Below are 16,532 nucleotides of genomic sequence, written 5' to 3' on the forward strand. Positions count from 1 at the left end.
AAATAGGCAATGAGCTCTTAAAGCTAATTTAAATATTCCATTGCCAGTGTCCATGCTCTGGGTTTGTACATCGCCGTTAAAAGGCGTTATAGAGCAGCCCTGGCGAATTAAAGTCTACAACGAAGTGGGAAACTTACAAGTAAGATGTAGTAAGCCGCTAATAAAAAACAGCGTTTCATATAGGCTTGATTGATGATATCGGCGAGAAACTTGAAATCGCTTTACTGTCGGTTAAGGGCGGCGAACCGCGTATATACTGGATTGTTCTCAATTACAGGGGCGGAAATCACAGGTTTTAACGCCCCTAATGAGATTAATCTTAAATTTACTTAATGATACAAAGTAGAATGAATCTTTAAGCCTGAAAACTGTCCAGATTTCTGGCACACCTCATTTTGCGGGTACATAATGAACCCATAAGTGCCCCCGTGCTGCGCCGCGTCGCGCAGGCGAATCTTCTCATCCGCCGTTAATTCCGCCGGAAACCACCCCAAAATCACGCTGTAATTTCCCGTCCAGAGCGCTTTTTCCATGGCGGCAACGGTGTCGAACGCGGTGCGTTGACGCAGCTGTACCATTTTTTCCAGCGGCAGGCCGGACTGTTCGAGCCAGGGGCGGCTCAATCTGCGTGATGACGTAAGCCAGAGCAGCCAGCGCGACTGGGTGCCCAGCAGGCGCAGCAGCGGCAGCAGAATATGCCCGACAACCGGCTGATCCTCGACATAAACCACTTCGCTGATAAAACCCTGCTCCAGCGGGGCGGTCTGGTTGTCGATTGCCTGTTCACCCTGGTTACGCTGCGCCGGAGAAAAGTCGGCATGGTATTGAATCTGCATTTTGTGTCCGCCCCTGTGTAACTGTATATAAACACAGTATAGGGGTTTGGCGTGAAAATCAATCAAAAATTTAATGACCTTCGCAGAATTGCCACTTAATGGCCGCGGCGGCCGGATTAAGTTGAAAACCGCTGGGAAAATACCGTATTTTTATGGGCTGTTGCGAATTTTGAGTAAGGAATCTCGCGGTCCACAACAAGGAGAAGTTCATGGATATACTACATAACTGCCGGATTACACAGGCAAAAATTTGCTTTTCGCCCCTGGGTGATATCTCCACCCGTTCGCAATTCGGCGGGTACAGCATTGCCTCGGACAAGATCATGTTCGGCTTGATACTGGATGGCGAGCTGTATCTGCGGGGCACCCGCCAAAGCGAACATATCTACCTCAGGCAGGGGATGAACCGGCTGATATATACCAAACGGGGCCTGCCGGTAACGCTTAACTATTATCATGTGGATGAACGCCTGTGGGGAGACGCGCGCACCCTTCTTGAGCTGGCGCGCCATGCCGTCGACGAGGCCAGGCAGGAAACGTGCGATAAGGCAGCCCGTCCGCGGCTAAAGGATTTGCCCAATATCGGGCAGGGCATCGAGCGCCTGTTATGGAAAGCCGGCATCCAGGATATCGATGCGTTGCGCTACCACGGCGCCAAAAGCAGCTACCTGAAGCTTCGTAAAATCAAGAAAAACCTGAGCGTCACCGTGCTGCTCGCGCTGGAAGGGGCGCTCTCCGGCCGCCATTACGCCGCGTTGCCGCAGGGCCAGCGCAGCGAACTCCTGGACTGGTTTAAACATCTATCCTGCCGGTAGCAGCCGGTTATGCATGCCGCCGTTGCGGCGGCATGCAGCATCAGCCCTGTTTCTCGATATGCTGTTTGCGCGCAATCAGTTCCGGCAGCAGATCAAGCAACAGGCCGATCTGCTGTAAAACCAGCTGTTCCCTGGCCTCCGGATCCGGCAGCAGCCGCTGGATGCGCGCGATAAGCCGTTCCCGCTCCTGCTCCACCCGCTGCGCAAACTGTTCCTGGCATTGCAGCGCGTCGTCCACATAACAGGCGGCATCGTCCAGCACGCCCAGCATTAGCGGATCGGCAATCCGCTCCCGGTGCGCGCCCAGGGTAGAGATATAACTCAGGAAGGTGTGGTTCAGGCACAACAGGCGAAACGCCGATTCCAGCAATTCAGCCTGGGTCCGCGGCTCCGCCGCCATATTGGATACGACCGAGGCCAGCTCCGCGTCGCGGTTATGGGCATCCCGCCGCGCCACACGGTATTCCAGGCGGTTATCCTTGCCCTGGTGATACTGCACCAGAATGGCGTCAAGATAGCGGCAGTTGGCCGCGAGACTGTTATTCATGACCGCCGGCAGGCGGCGAAAACGCCAGTCCGGCCAGATAAAACTGACCGCCGCCCAGGCTATGGCGCAGCCGACGAAGGTGTCGAAGACCCGCGGCACCGCCACATCGAATCCCTCGCCAAGCAGGTTGAAACACAGCATTACCAGTAAGGTGATAAACATGGTCGCCTGGGCATACTGCACGTTGCGAAAGGCAAAGAACAGCGTGCCGCTGACCACGATCAGTATCAGTTGTCCTTCGATGGACGGGACAAAATAGAGGATTGGCAGGCCGATAAGGATGCCCGCCAGCGTGCCGATTATCCGCAACGCCAGCCGGCGGCGCGTCGCCTGGTAGTTGGGCTGGCAGACAAACAGGCTGGTCAGCAGGATCCAATAGCCATAACGCATCCCGCTGAGCTGGATAAAGGCATAACCGACGCACAATACCAGCGACATGCGCACGGCGTGGCGGAACAGCGCCGATTCCGGGCCCAGGTTACGGCTGATGCGCATGCGGATGTCGCTCCAGCCGGTCAGCTTATCATCGGCCAGGTTGTTCTCTTCCGGGCTATTGCGGGCAACCGCCTGTTCCGATTCAATAGTGGACAGCTGCGCGTCGATGGCGCGCAGGTTATTCAGCAAATGTTTCAGCGCCTTGACCTGCCCCGGCACCGCAACGCGGCCGATGGCGGCTTCCAGATGAAGGAAGGCGCGCTCGAAACGGCCGTCGTGCTGGTAGGTTTGATGCAGCAGGATCGATTGGGATAATGCCTCGCAGGCGCGCGCCTGCATCGCCAGCAACCGCTGGAAGCGAAACAGTACGTCGCTATAGCGTAGCTGTTCGCGCAGTTGCTGGTATTGCACATGGGAGGAGCTGGCCCGCTCGTGGATATCCTGCGCCACGAAATAATAATGCAGCGTACGCCGGGTGCCGCGCTGGCCGCGATCGCCGCGCAGACGGGTCAGTAGCGACGCCTTGGTTTGATTCAACGCCTGCACCAGGGCGCCGTTCGCCATCGCCACCTCGATAAGCGCGCTGTCGTCGGTTCCCTCGGTATCCGGGTCGAACAGATTGGCCTTGGCGTCAAGGTACTGCGCCAGGTGGCCATAACAGCGGGCCAGGTTATCCTGCAGCGGCCGGATGGGAAACAGCAGATGGCCGAACAGGGTCAGCAGGTTATACCAGATAGCGCCCGCCAGCAGCAACGCCGGCTGCATATACCAGGTCTGGTACATGGCGGCGCCCAGCATGGTATAAACGGCAATCAGCAGCGCGCCGAACGCGATGGTGGCATAACGCTGTCCCAGGGCGCCCAACAGGATGAACCCGCAGGTTGATCCGGCCAGGCCCAGTCCGAACAGCCAGGGATAAGGGAACAGCAGCTCTATCGACACCGCGGCGATAAAAAAACTCACCAGGGTGATCAGCAGGTTGCGCAACCGGCCGCTGAGGCGATCGTCGAGATCCGCCAGCGCCGCGGCCACCACGCCCAGGGTGAGCGGAATGGTCAGCGTCGCCATGCCCAGCCACCAGGGCAGCGCCGCCGCGCCGCCGAGGGCAATAAAAATCCGCAGGTTGTAGCGCCAGCGGCTGCTGAAGGCAAAACGCCGCAGGCCCGACGCTCGCGTCAGCACACTGTATCCCACATTACGTCCTTATGATGGCTTCAACGGTAGAAACGGCGGTCCGGATGCGCGCGCAGCTGTTCCGCAAACTCCACGGGAACCACACGGCGTCCCACCGGCCATAGGGCGATAACGGCCAGTTTGAAATTGGCGATCCCCGGTAAAATACCGATAATCGTCAGGCATTGCGCGATGCCGGTGAGGATATGCGACAGGCATAACCACCAACCGAACAGCACAAACCACACCACGTTGAGCAGCGTGCCGCCTGATGACAACACCGCGCTGCGGTTTTCCGGATACAGTTCATCCACATGCACCGAGGTATTGCCGAAGGGCAGCAGGGAAAGTTTGGTTATCTCCCAGCAGGAACGGGAAAAAGGCAGGCTGAATATCATTACCACGCTGAGCAGGGTGGCCAGCAGCCACGCCAGCGTGGTAAAAAAACCGCCTAAAAAAAAGTTCAGTATATTGAGTAATGTACGCATAGTCCCCAAAGTGTCAATTCACAGTTTTGTTATTAATATTGATTACCCATAAAGGATAACGGGTATTCTACCCTGATTTCCACGCTGGAGCAGAACAAGTTAAAATGGCTACACTACCTCCCGACGCATAAACGACACGGAACCCAGGCATACCTTATGGAACTGAAATCCACCTCGTTCGGCAAGCACCTTGCCCAGCATCCCTACAACCGGGTGCTGCTGCTGCATGCCGGCGTCGAGGTCAGCGGTGATAAGCATCAATACCTTATTCCATTCAATCAAATTGTTGCTATCCATTGCCGGCGGGGCATCGTCTGGGGTGAACTGGAGTTTGTACTGCCGGAAGAGAAAGTGGTGCGCCTGCACGGCACCGAATGGCAGGAAACGCAGCGCTTTCATCATTATCTGCAAAAGGCCTGGCAGGAATGGAGCCGGGAGATGAGCGAAATCTGCGCCACTGTCCTGCAACAGCAGATCACCGCCATTGAGCACACGACGGCGCGCGATAGCTGGTTTACGCTGCATCAACTGGCGGCATTGCAGGAAAGTATCCGGGAAGCCTTCGCCGCGCTGCCGCTGCCGGTAACGCGCCTGGAGGAGTTTGACGGCTGCCGCGAGAATTACCGTCTCTGCCTGCAGTGGCTGGAGCAGGGGCCGGCCAAGGTGTTGCAGCGCAACCAGCTATGGACCGATCAGATGCTGATTGCGCATCAGGATTTTTTCAATACCGTGGAAAGCTCGCCGCTTAACCTTGCCCAAAGCCGCGCCGTGATCAATGGCGAAAGCGCTTTACTGGTGCTGGCCGGCGCGGGCAGCGGCAAGACCTCGGTGCTGGTGGCGCGCGCCGGTTGGTTGATACGGCGCAAGGAAGCGCTGCCGGAACAGATCCTGATGCTGGCGTTCGGCCGGCAGGCGGCGCGGGAGATGGACGATCGTATCCGGTCGCGATTGCAGGTCGACGGGGTCAAGGCCTGGACCTTCCATGCCCTGGCGCTGTTCATCATCCGCCAGGGCAGCAAAAAATCCCCGGTCATCAGCGCGTTGGAATCCGATACCCTGGCGCGGCGCACATTGCTGGTTACCCATTGGCGGGAGCAGTGCGCGCAGAAAAAAGCGCAGGCGAAAGGCTGGCGACAATGGATCGTCGATGAGCTGGCGTGGGAAGTTCCCGAGGGTGATTTCTGGCGCGATGAGCGCCTGGCCCAACGCCTGGCGGTACGGATCGAGCGCTGGATTTCATTAATGAGAATGCACGGCGGCAGTCAGGCGCAAATGATTGAACAGGCGCCGGAGGACATTCGCGACCTGTTTACCAAACGTGTCCGGCTGCTGGCGCCGTTGTTAAAAGCCTGGAAGCAGGCGCTTAAGGACGAGGGGGCGGTCGATTTTTCCGGCCTGATCCACCAGGCGGTGGATATTCTGCAGAAAGGCCGCTTTATCAGTCCCTGGAAACATATCCTGGTGGACGAATACCAGGATATCTCCCCGCAGCGCGCGCGACTGCTGGATGCGCTGTACCAGCAAAATCGCCGGACGTCCCTGTTTGCCGTCGGCGATGACTGGCAGGCCATCTATCGTTTCAGCGGCGCCGAACTTGCCCTTACCACGTCATTTGTCGAACGCTTTGGCCAGGGGGCGCAGTGCGCTCTGGATACCACCTACCGCTTTAATCAACGTATCGGCGAAGTGGCCAATGCGTTCGTGCTGCAAAATCCCCATCAGCTGAAAAAACCGCTTAACAGCCTGTCCAAGGGGACGAAAAAATCGGTAATGATCCTGCCGGACGACGCCCTGGATGCGCTGCTGGATAAGCTCAGCGGCTACGCGCGCCGCGATGAGCGGATCCTGGTGCTGGCCCGCTATCACTACCTGCGCCCATCGCAGCTGGACAAAGCCGCCACCCGCTGGCCGCTGCTAAACCTCGATTTCATGACCTTCCATGGCAGCAAAGGGCAGGAGGCGGAGTATGTGATTATCATCGGACTGACGCAGGGCAAGGACGGATTTCCCGCGCCGGCGCGTGAATCGGTAATCGAGCAGGCGCTGTTGCCGCGGCCGGAAGCGTTTCCCGACGCCGAGGAACGGCGTTTGATGTATGTCGCGCTGACCAGGGCAAAAAACCAGGTATGGTTATTGGCGGATAATGAACAACCCTCGGTATTTATCGACGCGTTGGCGCGCCTGGGCGTGCCCTCGGCCAGAAAACCCTAGGCGCGGGCTGCGGATAACGCTTTGGCGCGGGCCGCCCGCGCCGTGCCTTATTGCAAACGTTCCGTCAGGTAACGCTGATAATCCGGGATCTCAATGGTGATTTCCCCTTTGAACAATGCCGAGCTGATAAGCAGGTCGGCGGTGGAACGGTTGGTGGCCACCGGGATATTCCATACCGTGGCCAGGCGCAGCAGCGCCTTGACGTCCGGGTCGTGCGGCACCGCGTTCAGCGGATCCCAGAAAAAAATCAGCACATCGATTTTACCTTCCGAAATCAGCGCGCCGACCTGTTGATCGCCGCCCATCGGGCCGCTGAGCATACTGTGCACCGGCAGGCCGGTATTGCGCTGTACCAGATTGCCGGTGGTGCCGGTAGCGTAGAGAATATGTTGTTCCAGCAGCGCCTTGTTAAGATCCACCCAGTTCAGCAGGGATTGTTTGCAGTGATCGTGCGCCACCAACGCAATATGCTTACGTACGGCGATGGTGCGGGTAATTGACTCCATTTCCTGTTCCTTCAATAAACTAGCCTGACTATAGACTACTGAAACTCTGTTTCACTGCAAAGCGATATACCCGCAATACCACAAAATAAACCTATGAGGGTGGGCTTAAAGGCGGCGTCGGATTTTGGTTGATATTATAACGACGCAGCGCGTCCATTAACGCCGCGCCGTCGGTGGGTAGACGGCTGAATACGGCCTCGACGGCGGCGCCGTTTTGATCAATCAGCCTGATAAACGGCTGACGGCTGAAACGTTCGCGTTCGGACTGCGTGGTTAATGCCGGCAGCAGGAAGGTTAATTGCCTGGCATCGCGGGTATGGAACTGGGCGACAATATAAGGAGAGGTATAGGTCTGCCGGTTTTCGCCGGCGCCGGACACTATCCGGCTGACGGTGAAGACCAACTGATGGCGGCCAGACTCCAGTTCCAGGCTGTCAGCGCCGCGCAACAGGGAGCTGCCCAGCGGAGCGCCGTCGACAATCAATAACTCCATCTCCTCGGGCAAACGCAGCGTTGTCGCCAGGGCGGGGCGGCTGGAAAACAGGCCTATCCCAATGATCAGGGCGATGAGGAAATGCATTGTCACTCCTTGGAACAGATTTTTCTTATTATAAATTAATAATAAATTGAAATAATTATCGCATAATAATATTTTTGAATCATTTAGTCACACTTATTTTTATTTTGAAATCATTATAACTGTTCCAATCGTCAAATTTCTTGTGCCTTGGTATACACTTAACTTAATAATTACAACCGGAGAAGGGCCATGACCGATAGTGATATTGCCGATATTCTGACTTCCGTGAAGACCATCGCGTTGGTGGGCGCCAGTGATAATCCCGCCCGTGCCAGCCACGGCGTCATGGCGTATTTGCTTGAGCAGGGTTATCAGGTGTTTCCGGTTAATCCAACGCTTGCCGGCCAGGAGATTCTCGGCCAGAAGGTTTTCGGCAGTCTGGTGGAGATTCCGGTCAAGGTGGATATGGTGGATGTGTTCCGGCGCTCGGAGGCGGTATATGACCTGGCGCAGGAGGCCATCGCGATTGACGCCAAGGTGCTGTGGATGCAACTGGGGGTGATTAACGAGCAGGCCGCGGTGCTGGCGAAGAATGTCGGTATGCGGGTAGTCATGGATCGCTGTCCGAAAATTGAAATCCCGCGCCTGGGATTGGCAAAATAGGCAGGGCTGTTTTCATGCGCTACCGGGCGGCTGGCGAAGGCCGCCGGATTCCGGCGGTCAGTTTCTCAGCCGGGGCGCCTGCAGCTGCTGGCGAATGGATTCCGCCAGATCGTCAAGCGTAGGCTGTTCGGGATGAACCGGCGTCGCTTCGTAGCCCAACTGGATTTCGGCCAGGTAGGTATGCACCGGTTTACCTTCGTCGTCTTCCATTACCACATGGTACCAGGGCGCCGAGCGCAGCTTGTCGTCGGCCGCAATCTCGTCCAGCGAGGGTTTTTCCAAAGAGTACTCAGGATCGACATCGATAATAACGCCTAAATATCCCAATAACTTATGACGAACCTGTTGTCCGATTCCAAATTTGCTGGCTATCATATCAATCCCCCCGCGATGTAGTACCTGCGCGGCAGAGTGAATGATGGCTCAACAATGCCGCGAAATGCGTCCGGTATGGCGTTATGCAAACCGCTAAAATACCGCCTTATCTTAAATATGGGGGATAAGTGGACAATTTCAAGGGGGGCGACGCATCAGCCCATCAAATGACGCGACAGGCGAACCCCTTCAGATAGAGTCCTTCCGGATAGGGCGCCATAACCGGATGGTCCGCCGCCTGCCGGAACTGTTCGATAAATTGCATATCCCGGTGGGCATCCAGCGCGGCGTCGGCAATAATTTTCTGGAACAGATCGGTGGTCATCAGGCCGGAACAGGAGAAGGTCAATAATATGCCTTCCGGGGCCAGCAGCTGCATAGCCAGCATATTGATATCCTTGTACCCGCGGCAGGCGCTGGCCAGCTGATTTTTGTTTTCGACAAATTTGGGCGGGTCCATAATGATCATATCGAATTGCCGGCCCTGCTCGCGGTATTTGCGCAGCAGCTGGAACACATCTTCACGCACGAATTCGGCTTTCGCCACATCAAGATGATTGAGTTCGATATTGCTTTTGGCAATATCCAGCACGTGTTGCGAGGTATCGACGCTGGTCACCTGCGCGCAGCCACCCAGCAATACCGACACCGAAAACGCGCCGGTATAGGAAAAGCAGTTGAGCACGCGCCGGCCGGCGGCATATTTTCGCGCCGCCAGGCGGCTATCGCGTTGGTCGAGATAGAAGCCGGTCTTATGCCCCTGGGTGATATCCACCAGGATGGCCATGTCATGCTCGCGAATGGCAAGCAGTTCCGGCGGCGTATCGCCGACAATGACCCCGCTGGCTAATTCCAGGCCTTCTTTTTTGCGCACCGCGACATCGGAACGATCGTAGATGGCGCCGTCCGGATAACAGCGTTGCAGCGCCAGGGTCAGCGTCGGCCGGTGGTATTCCGCGCCGGCGGACAGCAACTGCAAAACAAAGAAACGGCCATAACGATCAATGGTGACGCCGGGCAGTCCATCGGACTCGCCGGCAATCAGCCGATAGGCATCCAGTCCGTCCCGGGCGGCCAGCACATCGCGAAAACCCTGGGCGACGTTCAGTCGGCGGACAAAAAATTCCACATCGATTTCTTCATCGGCGACAAACGTCCAGACGCGCGCGCGGATTTGCGAGGATGGCGAGTATGCCGCCCTGGCCAGCCATTTGCCTTTATCATCACAAATATCGATGGTCTCGCCGGACTGGGGCTTGCCTTCCAGCCGATGAACGGCGCCGGAGAAAATCCACGGGTGGCGGCGAAGCAGTGATTTTTCACGGCCTTTAGCCAGGAAAAGACGTTTTGTCATCATGAGGTATACTACACCTGAGAAAGGGAGCGCCATTTTGCGAATAAGCGCAGCCAATTGCAAACAATAGCAGCCGCGAGGGGGAAATGATGGCTAAGGTATGTATCGCCGTATACATCTATGGCGTGGTGCAGGGCGTCGGGTTTCGCTACTCCACCCAGCAACAGGCTAAACAGCTGGGTCTCTCGGGGTTTACCCGCAACCAGGATGACGGCGGAGTGGAAGTGGTGGCCCTCGGTGAACAGGCGCAGGTGGATAAGCTGCTGGCATGGTTAAAACAGGGCGGGCCGCGCGGCGCCCATATCGAGCGTATTCTGACGGAACCGAAAAGTGTCGCCGAATATGACGGTTTCCAAATACGCCATTAGATCAGATACAGTTGACCGGTTTAGGTAAGCCGGCGATTTTAGTGGCCTGCCTGGCCGGCCCCTGCGGGAATAGCCGGTAAAGATAGCGGCTGTTGCCTTTCTCCGCGCCGTATTTCTGCCCGATGGCTTTTACCAGCATCCGTATGGCGGGGGAGGTATTGTACTGCAGGTAGAAGTCGCGCACGAAATGGATCACTTGCCAATGGGCTTCCGTCAGTTCGATCTGCTCTCCCCGCGCAATTTCCGTTGCCAGCGCCTCATGCCACTGGGCGCTGTTTTTTAAATAACCCTGTGCATCGGTTGCTATTTCCACGCCATCAAAATACATAACATTTTCCCGGTATCAACAAATTACTGCGTGTCCATGATAACAAACTTATGCCGTCTAAAAAACCACACCCCGCTTTCGGCGGGGTGTGGGGAAGGGCGGCGGTTGCGTCAGGCGGTCAATTATTGCGCATGATGCCGAGAATGCTCAACAAGCTGACGAATATATTATACAGCGAAACGTACAGGCCTACGGTTGCGCGGATATAGTTGGTTTCGCCGCCGTGGATGATATTGCTGGTTTCCCATAAAATGGCGCCAGAGGAAAACAGGATGAACAAAACGCTTATCGCCAGTGACAACGCCGGAATATGGAGGAACAGATTGGCGATTACCGCCACCAGCAGCACCACGAATCCCGCCATCATCATGCCCGACAGGAACGACATATCCCGGCGGGTGGTCAGGACATAAGCGGAACAGGCAAAAAACACCAGCGCGGTGCCGCCCAGCGCCATCATGATGACCTCACCGGCGCCCGAGGCCAGGAGCGTGCTCAGCAGCGGTCCCAGCGCGTAACCCAGGAAACCGGTAAATGCAAAGGCGGCCGCTATTCCCGCCGGCCTGTCAGCCAATTTGTAGGTCAGGAACATCAGCCCGTAAAATCCGGCCATCATCAGGATAAGACCGGGCGCGGGCAACTGCAGCAGGGTGCTGGCGGTGGCGGTCAACGCCGAAAAACCCAAGGTTAACGACAGCAGGAAATAAGTATTACGCAGCACTTTATGCGTGCTTATCAGCGACTGCTCACGCGCGGTTGTCGCAACCAAACGATCCATGGGGTAACCTCATAATGATAGGATAACTGATACTGTTTATCAGATTAATGGCTGGCCCGCGCGCGGCAAAATCGTTTTACCCTTCTTTACTCTGGCGGCGGAAAACGGCCGACGGCATGCTGATTGACGATAAAATCCGCGGCAGCAAGCCAATGGATGAAATTTCAAGCGATTGGAACAAAACGCTCTTTACAACAGAATCGACACTGTTTATAGTTCGCCTCGTTGCGGAGGAGTGGCCGAGTGGTTGAAGGCACCGGTCTTGAAAACCGGCGACGCGCAAGCGTTCTAGAGTTCGAATCTCTACTCCTCCGCCATCTTCAATGCCGCGTGCCTGTCCATATGCACCACAGGTTATGTTGCCACCAGGCCGGGCGTTTTTTTCGCCGCCAGCCACATCTTTAATCCTGTTTATCTCCGGAATATCAAATCCTGTCCCCGCGCAATGGTTTTAATGGCTTTCTCCGAGCACGTCATGCTTCATTGTGGTGCGCGCGCGCGATCCACAATGCTTTGCCCACCAGGTTCAGGATCTGGCAGCCGCTTTACAATGAGATGCGGTTTGCCATAACTTATTCTTATTTAACTGTTAACTCGCTTCGAATCGTTAAATTAGCGTGAAGTCGCACGCCTTGGTCTGCTTTTTGCATTCATTCTCTTCGTTAGTTATGGCAAAGCTGCGACGGAGGCAGAAATGAATTTAAGACGACTAAAATACTTTGTGAAAATCGTCGATATCGGTAGCCTGACACAGGCGGCGGAAGTCCTGCATATTGCACAACCCGCGTTAAGTCAACAGGTTGCCACGCTTGAAAGCGAACTCGATCAGAAATTGCTGGTAAGGACCAAACGCGGGGTGACCCCCACCGAAGCCGGCAAAATTCTTTATTCACATGCCCGGGCTATTTTACAGCAGTGCGAGCTTGCGCAAAAAGCCGTCTGCAACGTTGACCAGACCCTAAACGGCCAGGTTTCCATCGGCCTGGCGCCGGGTACGTCATCATGTCCGCTTATCATGCCTTTATTACAATCCGTCAGAGACCTGTATCCGCAATTAACGGTCTATCTGCATGAAAACAGCTCCACGGCGTTGAATGAAAAGGTCAGCGGCGGCCATCTGGATTTAGCCGTTCATTATGACCCAGCCATATACTCCGGCATTAATAGTTTGCCATTGCTTAAGGAAGATCTCTATCTGGTGGGCACCCAGGATAATCCTGGCAAAATTATCGAATTGCACGACGTCGCCAGCAGGCAACTCTTCCTGCCATGTGATTTCTCGGCTATCCGCAAGCGAGTGGATGAAGCCTTTTCCTTGCGTCGCCTGAGCGCTAAAATTATTGGTGAGATTGATTCCATCGCCACCCTGACCGCCGCGGTCGCCAGCGGCATGGGAGCCGCGGTGCTGCCGGAATCCACCGCCTCGGCCCTGGTGCGTTCGGCGAATGCCTGGATGTCGCGTATCGTCAGCCCGGGGTTACCTTTGCCCTTAACCCTGAACATGTCGTCACGCTTGCCCCTCTCTCCCTCGGCAATGGTGGTCAAGAACCTGCTGACGTCACTGGCGACCTCGGCAAAGCCCACCCTGGAAAAACAAGCGCTGCTGCTGGCCAGCTAAACGGGCCAACCTTTGTAATCCATCTTTAAAACGGCAACCCTACATGGCGGTTGCCGTTTTTTTTGCCGGTTATCAGCATCTCTTTTGTAATGTGCGATATGATTGCCTGCGTAAGCAATATTGCTTGATATAAATTTATCTTATCAATTAATATGCTGGATAAGTTTGACCAGCTTAAACGATGTTAAGCGCGCCGCGCACCTGATCTTATCCAAGGAATCCAAATGAACAGCTTATTGTCCCAATTGCTGATCACGCTTGCCCAAAAAGAAGCAGCGGAAAAAGAACTGCATGCCACCGTCGAATCGCTGGAGATATTGGTCGCCGCACTGATTTCAGCCATGGTTCCGGCGCAAAAAGAGGATGTCATTACGACGGTGGAAACCGCGCTGGACGAGATGCGGGAAAATACGGATATTGCCTACACGTCCGATATCGATTTGCTCAGTGCCAATATCGCGCGCATCACCGCAGTGGCTAAACGCCGCTAACTGCCGCAGCGGCACGCTGGCCCGCGCTATCTATCCGGTTATCATTATATATCTTTATAAGTAGCGATAGCCGGTACGATCGCCCATCAAAAAGCCCGCCCAGCCGCAGGTACCGATAATGTAAGGTTTTGTTCAGCGGAAAAGATATTTTTCGCTATGGTAAGTACTATTTGCAGAGAGATATTACAAATTGAATTTTTAAGCGAGCTTTATTGCTTCTGGCTAATATACTATTTTCTAGTTAGAGAAAATGAATGAGTCGTACCGGCAAGCAGCTCAGCAGTTTTTTAATTAGTAGGCTATTAATAATGAAGACACTAGGGTTAATCCTCGAAAATGCGCTTGAAGAAATCTGCGCGGGTAAAAAATTGTTTCTCCCGGAAGCGACTACCCAGGAGGCAATGGACGCCTTTCAGGCGATAGCAAAAGCCATCAGCTACGCGGATAGTGAAGGACTGGTTGAGCATTGTCAGTTTGGTATTGCCGATTTTACACAGCGATTAACCTTTTCCAAGGTATTGGTGGCGGGTGGTGTAACCGAGCTGGGCTATGAGTTTTTACGCAAGCGGTGCGACAGTAACCGGCAGCAAAAAGTCAGCTAACGATTTTCCTGAACGCCCATTATCATTTCCATGATCTCACCAGAAGTTCTGCCGTTCACGCGTATGCCAGCCATAATTTGGTGACGGGCGGGGGCAGGTCGACGCCGGGCGCTGTTGGTGGCAGCCGAGTGAGGTAAGCAATGCAATGCCTGATGGCCGGTGCGTGAACGCCATCACTGGGCATGTCAACCCATTGTGCCGGACCCGGACGTTTAAGCAGGTTTGCCGAGTCTACCTGACATATTGCCATACGGTCGGGGGCACTTTGTCATACAGTTTCCCCATGGTCAGTTCCGCAAGGCGGTGGTCCGCCGCACCGTAAAACTCGACCAGATCCGCTTCAGGTAACCGGTCCTTCATATGCTCAACCACTTTTTCCAAGGTCTCAACCGTACTGCAGCGCCTTAGTCTCATCAAAAAATCAACTTTACCCATAAAATTGCATTCATCCATTATAAAGTGATGGTATTCTCAAAAAAATGAATTAGTTATGAAATCCTGGATATGATTTACAGCAAGCGTACTCACCGGTCAGGATATAATATAGATATCTCAGCCCGCATGTGGTCCAAAAGAAGCAAATCGATTAAGATTATCGTTGTATGAAAGCCTATCTATATTTACTAAACAGACTACACCATTTACTATACAGACTACACCGCGACCGCGCGTCATCAAGAGATGCAGGTAGAATGCATGCTTTAACTATGAACTTTAAGTATGAAATCAGAAAGATATAATATTGGCAAAATGCCTGTTACTTTGCATTCCTACTGCATCCCTACGCCTAATCGAGCATATCATAACAGTTTATTGGCGGCTTTGAAAACGCTCTCCATAAAAAATTCAATTTTGAGATCAATATTGAATTTTTTAACTAGCGCATTCATCAACTTTCATTTCAATGCCTGGAAAAAAATCATATGATCCTTATAGTTAGCAATAAATGATGATCCTCGATGCAAAAAAATCCATACAAAATTCATTTTTCTATTACCAGCCTGCGGAAAACAGAATAAATAAAATAACGTTTTGTTATTTTAATCTGCTTTTTGATTTGTTTAAATATGATTTCTACTTATGCGCGGGTTATTCTCGTCGGCACGGAACTTGCCCTTGCCGGCAACGTCCTTAGGGACATGGGTTTCATTACATTGGGAAGATGAAAGCACCTTGGGGAGATGAATAGCCGCGGCCTGCGTCGCCCGGTATTGCGCGGCTTTTTCCCGACGCTGCCGGGCGTTTTCTAATGACGGAGAAATCCGTCAGACGTTTTTTCTATCGACCTTTTCCTCCCCCCAAAACAAGGTGTCTTCCGTTGTCTTGGCGAAGGCCAGTTCCAGCGCTTCGTCACTTCCTTCTTCCCAGATTTTCTGTGCCAGTGCTTCATCATTATTGGCAACCATGAAGATGGCTTCGGCAATTTCAATCGAGGTTTCCCGGATCTCAGCCCATGATTTTATGTCATTTGCCATAGTTTCTCCTTAATCTTTTAATAAAGGGCACCTGATTGCGAAGTGTGGCCTTACTCATGATACTACCTGAACTATAGTGCAAAAAAACGCATACCGCCGCCTTGAGGTCCGACCGGGCGTTTGGCGCCGCCTTGGCCTGCGGCGCCGGACTGTACCAATATCAGGCTTATATCACCGGTCAGCTTTTCATTTTCAGCGCAAGACCCGCAACATACTCTCCCTGGTAACGGGCAATCTCCAGCTCCTGGGCGGAGGGCTGGCGCGATCCGTCACCGCCCGCAAGCGTGGACGCGCCATAGGGTGTTCCCCCCCGTACCTGCGAAATATCAAATAACTGTTTGGCGCCGTAGCCGATGGGCACCAGGATAAAACCATGATGGGCCAGGGTCGTCCAGGTCGAGGTGATGGTATGCTCCTGGCCGCCGCCGGTGCCGGTTGAGGTGAATACGCTGCCGATTTTACCGTAAAGCGCGCCGGCGGCCCAGAGCGCGCCGGTTTGATCGAGAAAGGTACGCATTTGGCCGCTCATATTGCCAAAACGGGTGGGAGTACCAAAAATTATGGCGTCATAATCGGCCAGCTCCTGGGGCCTGGCTTCGGGTACGGTTGGGTCGGATTTCCCCCCTGCCTGGGCAAACAGCTCCGGCGGCATGGTTTCGGGTACCCGTTTCAACGTGACCTCGGCGCCGCTGACCTTTCGCGCGCCTTCAGCGACCGCCTGGGCCATGGTTGCGATATGCCCGTACATGGAATAATAAAGTACTAATATTTTAGCCATATATATGCTTCCTTATGGGTGAAGGGGTATGCCACCGCCTTATGGAGCCTAAACCGGCGCGGTAATGAAAAATCACCTGAAGACGTTTGATAAATTCGACGGGTTGTCTTTAAACATAATAGGTTGCCCGTGCTATGCAAATGATTTCTATTCGTCAGCGTAGCCGCTGTC

General features: G+C 54.2%; 19 protein-coding genes and 1 tRNA gene. 8 read left to right on the plus strand and 12 right to left on the minus strand.

The features are described from left to right. Nucleotides 1-329 precede the first annotated feature (329 nt). The gene (gene sulA, locus VGC33_RS13090) at nucleotides 330-836 is read right to left on the minus strand and encodes an SOS-induced cell division inhibitor SulA (protein WP_331121203.1); all 507 of its coding nucleotides are present in this window, start codon (nucleotides 834-836) and stop codon (nucleotides 330-332) included. 209 nt (nucleotides 837-1,045) lie between these two features. Here sulA and VGC33_RS13095 point away from each other — a divergent pair, with 209 nt between their 5' ends. After that, nucleotides 1,046-1,651, plus strand: a complete 606-nt coding sequence (locus tag VGC33_RS13095) for a TfoX/Sxy family DNA transformation protein (protein ID WP_331121204.1) — start codon at nucleotides 1,046-1,048, stop codon at nucleotides 1,649-1,651. A gap of 40 nt (nucleotides 1,652-1,691) precedes the next feature. Here the strand turns inward: VGC33_RS13095 and yccS are convergent, their stop codons facing one another. Continuing rightward, nucleotides 1,692-3,815 carry a YccS family putative transporter gene (gene yccS, locus VGC33_RS13100; protein ID WP_331121221.1) on the minus strand — a complete coding sequence of 708 codons (2,124 nt, stop codon included), beginning with the start codon at nucleotides 3,813-3,815 and terminating at the stop codon, nucleotides 1,692-1,694. Between the two features lie 32 nt (nucleotides 3,816-3,847). After that, complete coding sequence (locus VGC33_RS13105) at nucleotides 3,848-4,294, minus strand: YccF domain-containing protein (protein ID WP_331121205.1); 447 nt, start codon at nucleotides 4,292-4,294, stop codon at nucleotides 3,848-3,850. A 156-nt stretch (nucleotides 4,295-4,450) separates the two neighbouring features. Here VGC33_RS13105 and helD point away from each other — a divergent pair, with 156 nt between their 5' ends. Beyond that, entirely contained in the window at nucleotides 4,451-6,505 is a 2,055-nt protein-coding gene (gene helD, locus VGC33_RS13110; RefSeq protein ID WP_331121206.1) for a DNA helicase IV, read from the plus strand. A gap of 47 nt (nucleotides 6,506-6,552) precedes the next feature. On the opposite strand, the gene VGC33_RS13115 is transcribed toward helD, so the two are convergent. Further along, entirely contained in the window at nucleotides 6,553-7,011 is a 459-nt protein-coding gene (locus tag VGC33_RS13115) for a methylglyoxal synthase (protein WP_331121207.1), read from the minus strand. A gap of 91 nt (nucleotides 7,012-7,102) precedes the next feature. Further along, nucleotides 7,103-7,591, minus strand: a complete 489-nt coding sequence (locus VGC33_RS13120) for a YccT family protein (RefSeq protein WP_331121208.1) — start codon at nucleotides 7,589-7,591, stop codon at nucleotides 7,103-7,105. A gap of 189 nt (nucleotides 7,592-7,780) precedes the next feature. On the opposite strand from VGC33_RS13120, the gene VGC33_RS13125 reads away from it, so the two are divergent. Further along, a complete protein-coding gene (locus VGC33_RS13125) occupies nucleotides 7,781-8,194 on the plus strand; it encodes a CoA-binding protein (protein WP_331121209.1) in 414 nt (137 codons plus the stop codon). Nucleotides 8,195-8,251: 57 nt separating this feature from the next. Here the strand turns inward: VGC33_RS13125 and hspQ are convergent, their stop codons facing one another. Beyond that, nucleotides 8,252-8,569 (minus strand): heat shock protein HspQ, encoded by a 318-nt coding sequence (gene hspQ, locus VGC33_RS13130; RefSeq protein ID WP_331121210.1) that lies wholly within the window; start codon nucleotides 8,567-8,569, stop codon nucleotides 8,252-8,254. Nucleotides 8,570-8,732: 163 nt separating this feature from the next. Continuing rightward, nucleotides 8,733-9,923 (minus strand): 23S rRNA (cytosine(1962)-C(5))-methyltransferase RlmI, encoded by a 1,191-nt coding sequence (rlmI, locus tag VGC33_RS13135; protein WP_331121222.1) that lies wholly within the window; start codon nucleotides 9,921-9,923, stop codon nucleotides 8,733-8,735. A gap of 89 nt (nucleotides 9,924-10,012) precedes the next feature. Between rlmI and yccX the strand changes: the two genes are divergently transcribed. Continuing rightward, a complete protein-coding gene (yccX, locus tag VGC33_RS13140) occupies nucleotides 10,013-10,291 on the plus strand; it encodes an acylphosphatase (RefSeq protein WP_331121211.1) in 279 nt (92 codons plus the stop codon). 1 nt (nucleotide 10,292) lies between these two features. On the opposite strand, the gene VGC33_RS13145 is transcribed toward yccX, so the two are convergent. Further along, entirely contained in the window at nucleotides 10,293-10,619 is a 327-nt protein-coding gene (locus tag VGC33_RS13145) for a TusE/DsrC/DsvC family sulfur relay protein (RefSeq protein WP_331121212.1), read from the minus strand. 118 nt (nucleotides 10,620-10,737) lie between these two features. Next, nucleotides 10,738-11,397, minus strand: coding sequence for an FtsH protease modulator YccA (yccA, locus tag VGC33_RS13150; protein WP_331121213.1), 660 nt, complete (start codon nucleotides 11,395-11,397; stop codon nucleotides 10,738-10,740). Between the two features lie 229 nt (nucleotides 11,398-11,626). On the opposite strand from yccA, the gene VGC33_RS13155 reads away from it, so the two are divergent. From VGC33_RS13155 to VGC33_RS13170, 4 genes are all read left to right on the plus strand, one after another. Then, nucleotides 11,627-11,714, plus strand: a tRNA-Ser gene (locus tag VGC33_RS13155). Nucleotides 11,715-12,091: 377 nt separating this feature from the next. After that, complete coding sequence (gene nac / locus VGC33_RS13160) at nucleotides 12,092-13,015, plus strand: nitrogen assimilation transcriptional regulator NAC (RefSeq protein WP_331121214.1); 924 nt, start codon at nucleotides 12,092-12,094, stop codon at nucleotides 13,013-13,015. Nucleotides 13,016-13,239: 224 nt separating this feature from the next. Then, nucleotides 13,240-13,506, plus strand: coding sequence for a sigma-S stabilization anti-adapter protein IraP (locus tag VGC33_RS13165; RefSeq protein WP_331121215.1), 267 nt, complete (start codon nucleotides 13,240-13,242; stop codon nucleotides 13,504-13,506). A 254-nt stretch (nucleotides 13,507-13,760) separates the two neighbouring features. After that, nucleotides 13,761-14,108: a hypothetical protein gene (locus tag VGC33_RS13170; protein ID WP_331121216.1), complete on the plus strand. Its 348-nt coding sequence runs from the start codon at nucleotides 13,761-13,763 to the stop codon at nucleotides 14,106-14,108. A gap of 231 nt (nucleotides 14,109-14,339) precedes the next feature. On the opposite strand, the gene VGC33_RS13175 is transcribed toward VGC33_RS13170, so the two are convergent. From VGC33_RS13175 to wrbA, 3 genes are all read right to left on the minus strand, one after another. Then, the gene (locus VGC33_RS13175) at nucleotides 14,340-14,543 is read right to left on the minus strand and encodes an HHA domain-containing protein (RefSeq protein ID WP_331121217.1); all 204 of its coding nucleotides are present in this window, start codon (nucleotides 14,541-14,543) and stop codon (nucleotides 14,340-14,342) included. 830 nt (nucleotides 14,544-15,373) lie between these two features. After that, nucleotides 15,374-15,583 carry a YccJ family protein gene (locus VGC33_RS13180; protein WP_331121218.1) on the minus strand — a complete coding sequence of 70 codons (210 nt, stop codon included), beginning with the start codon at nucleotides 15,581-15,583 and terminating at the stop codon, nucleotides 15,374-15,376. Nucleotides 15,584-15,761: 178 nt separating this feature from the next. Next, the gene (gene wrbA, locus VGC33_RS13185; RefSeq protein WP_331121219.1) at nucleotides 15,762-16,361 is read right to left on the minus strand and encodes an NAD(P)H:quinone oxidoreductase; all 600 of its coding nucleotides are present in this window, start codon (nucleotides 16,359-16,361) and stop codon (nucleotides 15,762-15,764) included. Nucleotides 16,362-16,532: the final 171 nt, after the last annotated feature.

This window comes from Acerihabitans sp., from assembly GCF_036398755.1.
Taxonomy (GTDB): domain Bacteria; phylum Pseudomonadota; class Gammaproteobacteria; order Enterobacterales; family Enterobacteriaceae; genus Acerihabitans.

Bases quoted from the DNA above. Each gene is read 5' to 3' on its own strand.
- sulA (WP_331121203.1), bottom strand. From the start codon at position 836: ATGCAGATTCAATACCATGCCGACTTTTCTCCGGCGCAGCGTAACCAG.
- VGC33_RS13095 (WP_331121204.1), top strand. From the start codon at position 1,046: ATGGATATACTACATAACTGCCGGATTACACAGGCAAAAATTTGCTTT.
- VGC33_RS13105 (WP_331121205.1), bottom strand. From the start codon at position 4,294: ATGCGTACATTACTCAATATACTGAACTTTTTTTTAGGCGGTTTTTTT.
- helD (WP_331121206.1), top strand. From the start codon at position 4,451: ATGGAACTGAAATCCACCTCGTTCGGCAAGCACCTTGCCCAGCATCCC.
- VGC33_RS13115 (WP_331121207.1), bottom strand. From the start codon at position 7,011: ATGGAGTCAATTACCCGCACCATCGCCGTACGTAAGCATATTGCGTTG.
- VGC33_RS13120 (WP_331121208.1), bottom strand. From the start codon at position 7,591: ATGCATTTCCTCATCGCCCTGATCATTGGGATAGGCCTGTTTTCCAGC.
- VGC33_RS13125 (WP_331121209.1), top strand. From the start codon at position 7,781: ATGACCGATAGTGATATTGCCGATATTCTGACTTCCGTGAAGACCATC.
- hspQ (WP_331121210.1), bottom strand. From the start codon at position 8,569: ATGATAGCCAGCAAATTTGGAATCGGACAACAGGTTCGTCATAAGTTA.
- rlmI (WP_331121222.1), bottom strand. From the start codon at position 9,923: ATGACAAAACGTCTTTTCCTGGCTAAAGGCCGTGAAAAATCACTGCTT.
- yccX (WP_331121211.1), top strand. From the start codon at position 10,013: ATGGCTAAGGTATGTATCGCCGTATACATCTATGGCGTGGTGCAGGGC.
- VGC33_RS13145 (WP_331121212.1), bottom strand. From the start codon at position 10,619: ATGTATTTTGATGGCGTGGAAATAGCAACCGATGCACAGGGTTATTTA.
- yccA (WP_331121213.1), bottom strand. From the start codon at position 11,397: ATGGATCGTTTGGTTGCGACAACCGCGCGTGAGCAGTCGCTGATAAGC.
- nac (WP_331121214.1), top strand. From the start codon at position 12,092: ATGAATTTAAGACGACTAAAATACTTTGTGAAAATCGTCGATATCGGT.
- VGC33_RS13165 (WP_331121215.1), top strand. From the start codon at position 13,240: ATGAACAGCTTATTGTCCCAATTGCTGATCACGCTTGCCCAAAAAGAA.
- VGC33_RS13170 (WP_331121216.1), top strand. From the start codon at position 13,761: ATGAGTCGTACCGGCAAGCAGCTCAGCAGTTTTTTAATTAGTAGGCTA.
- VGC33_RS13175 (WP_331121217.1), bottom strand. From the start codon at position 14,543: ATGGGTAAAGTTGATTTTTTGATGAGACTAAGGCGCTGCAGTACGGTT.
- VGC33_RS13180 (WP_331121218.1), bottom strand. From the start codon at position 15,583: ATGGCAAATGACATAAAATCATGGGCTGAGATCCGGGAAACCTCGATT.
- wrbA (WP_331121219.1), bottom strand. From the start codon at position 16,361: ATGGCTAAAATATTAGTACTTTATTATTCCATGTACGGGCATATCGCA.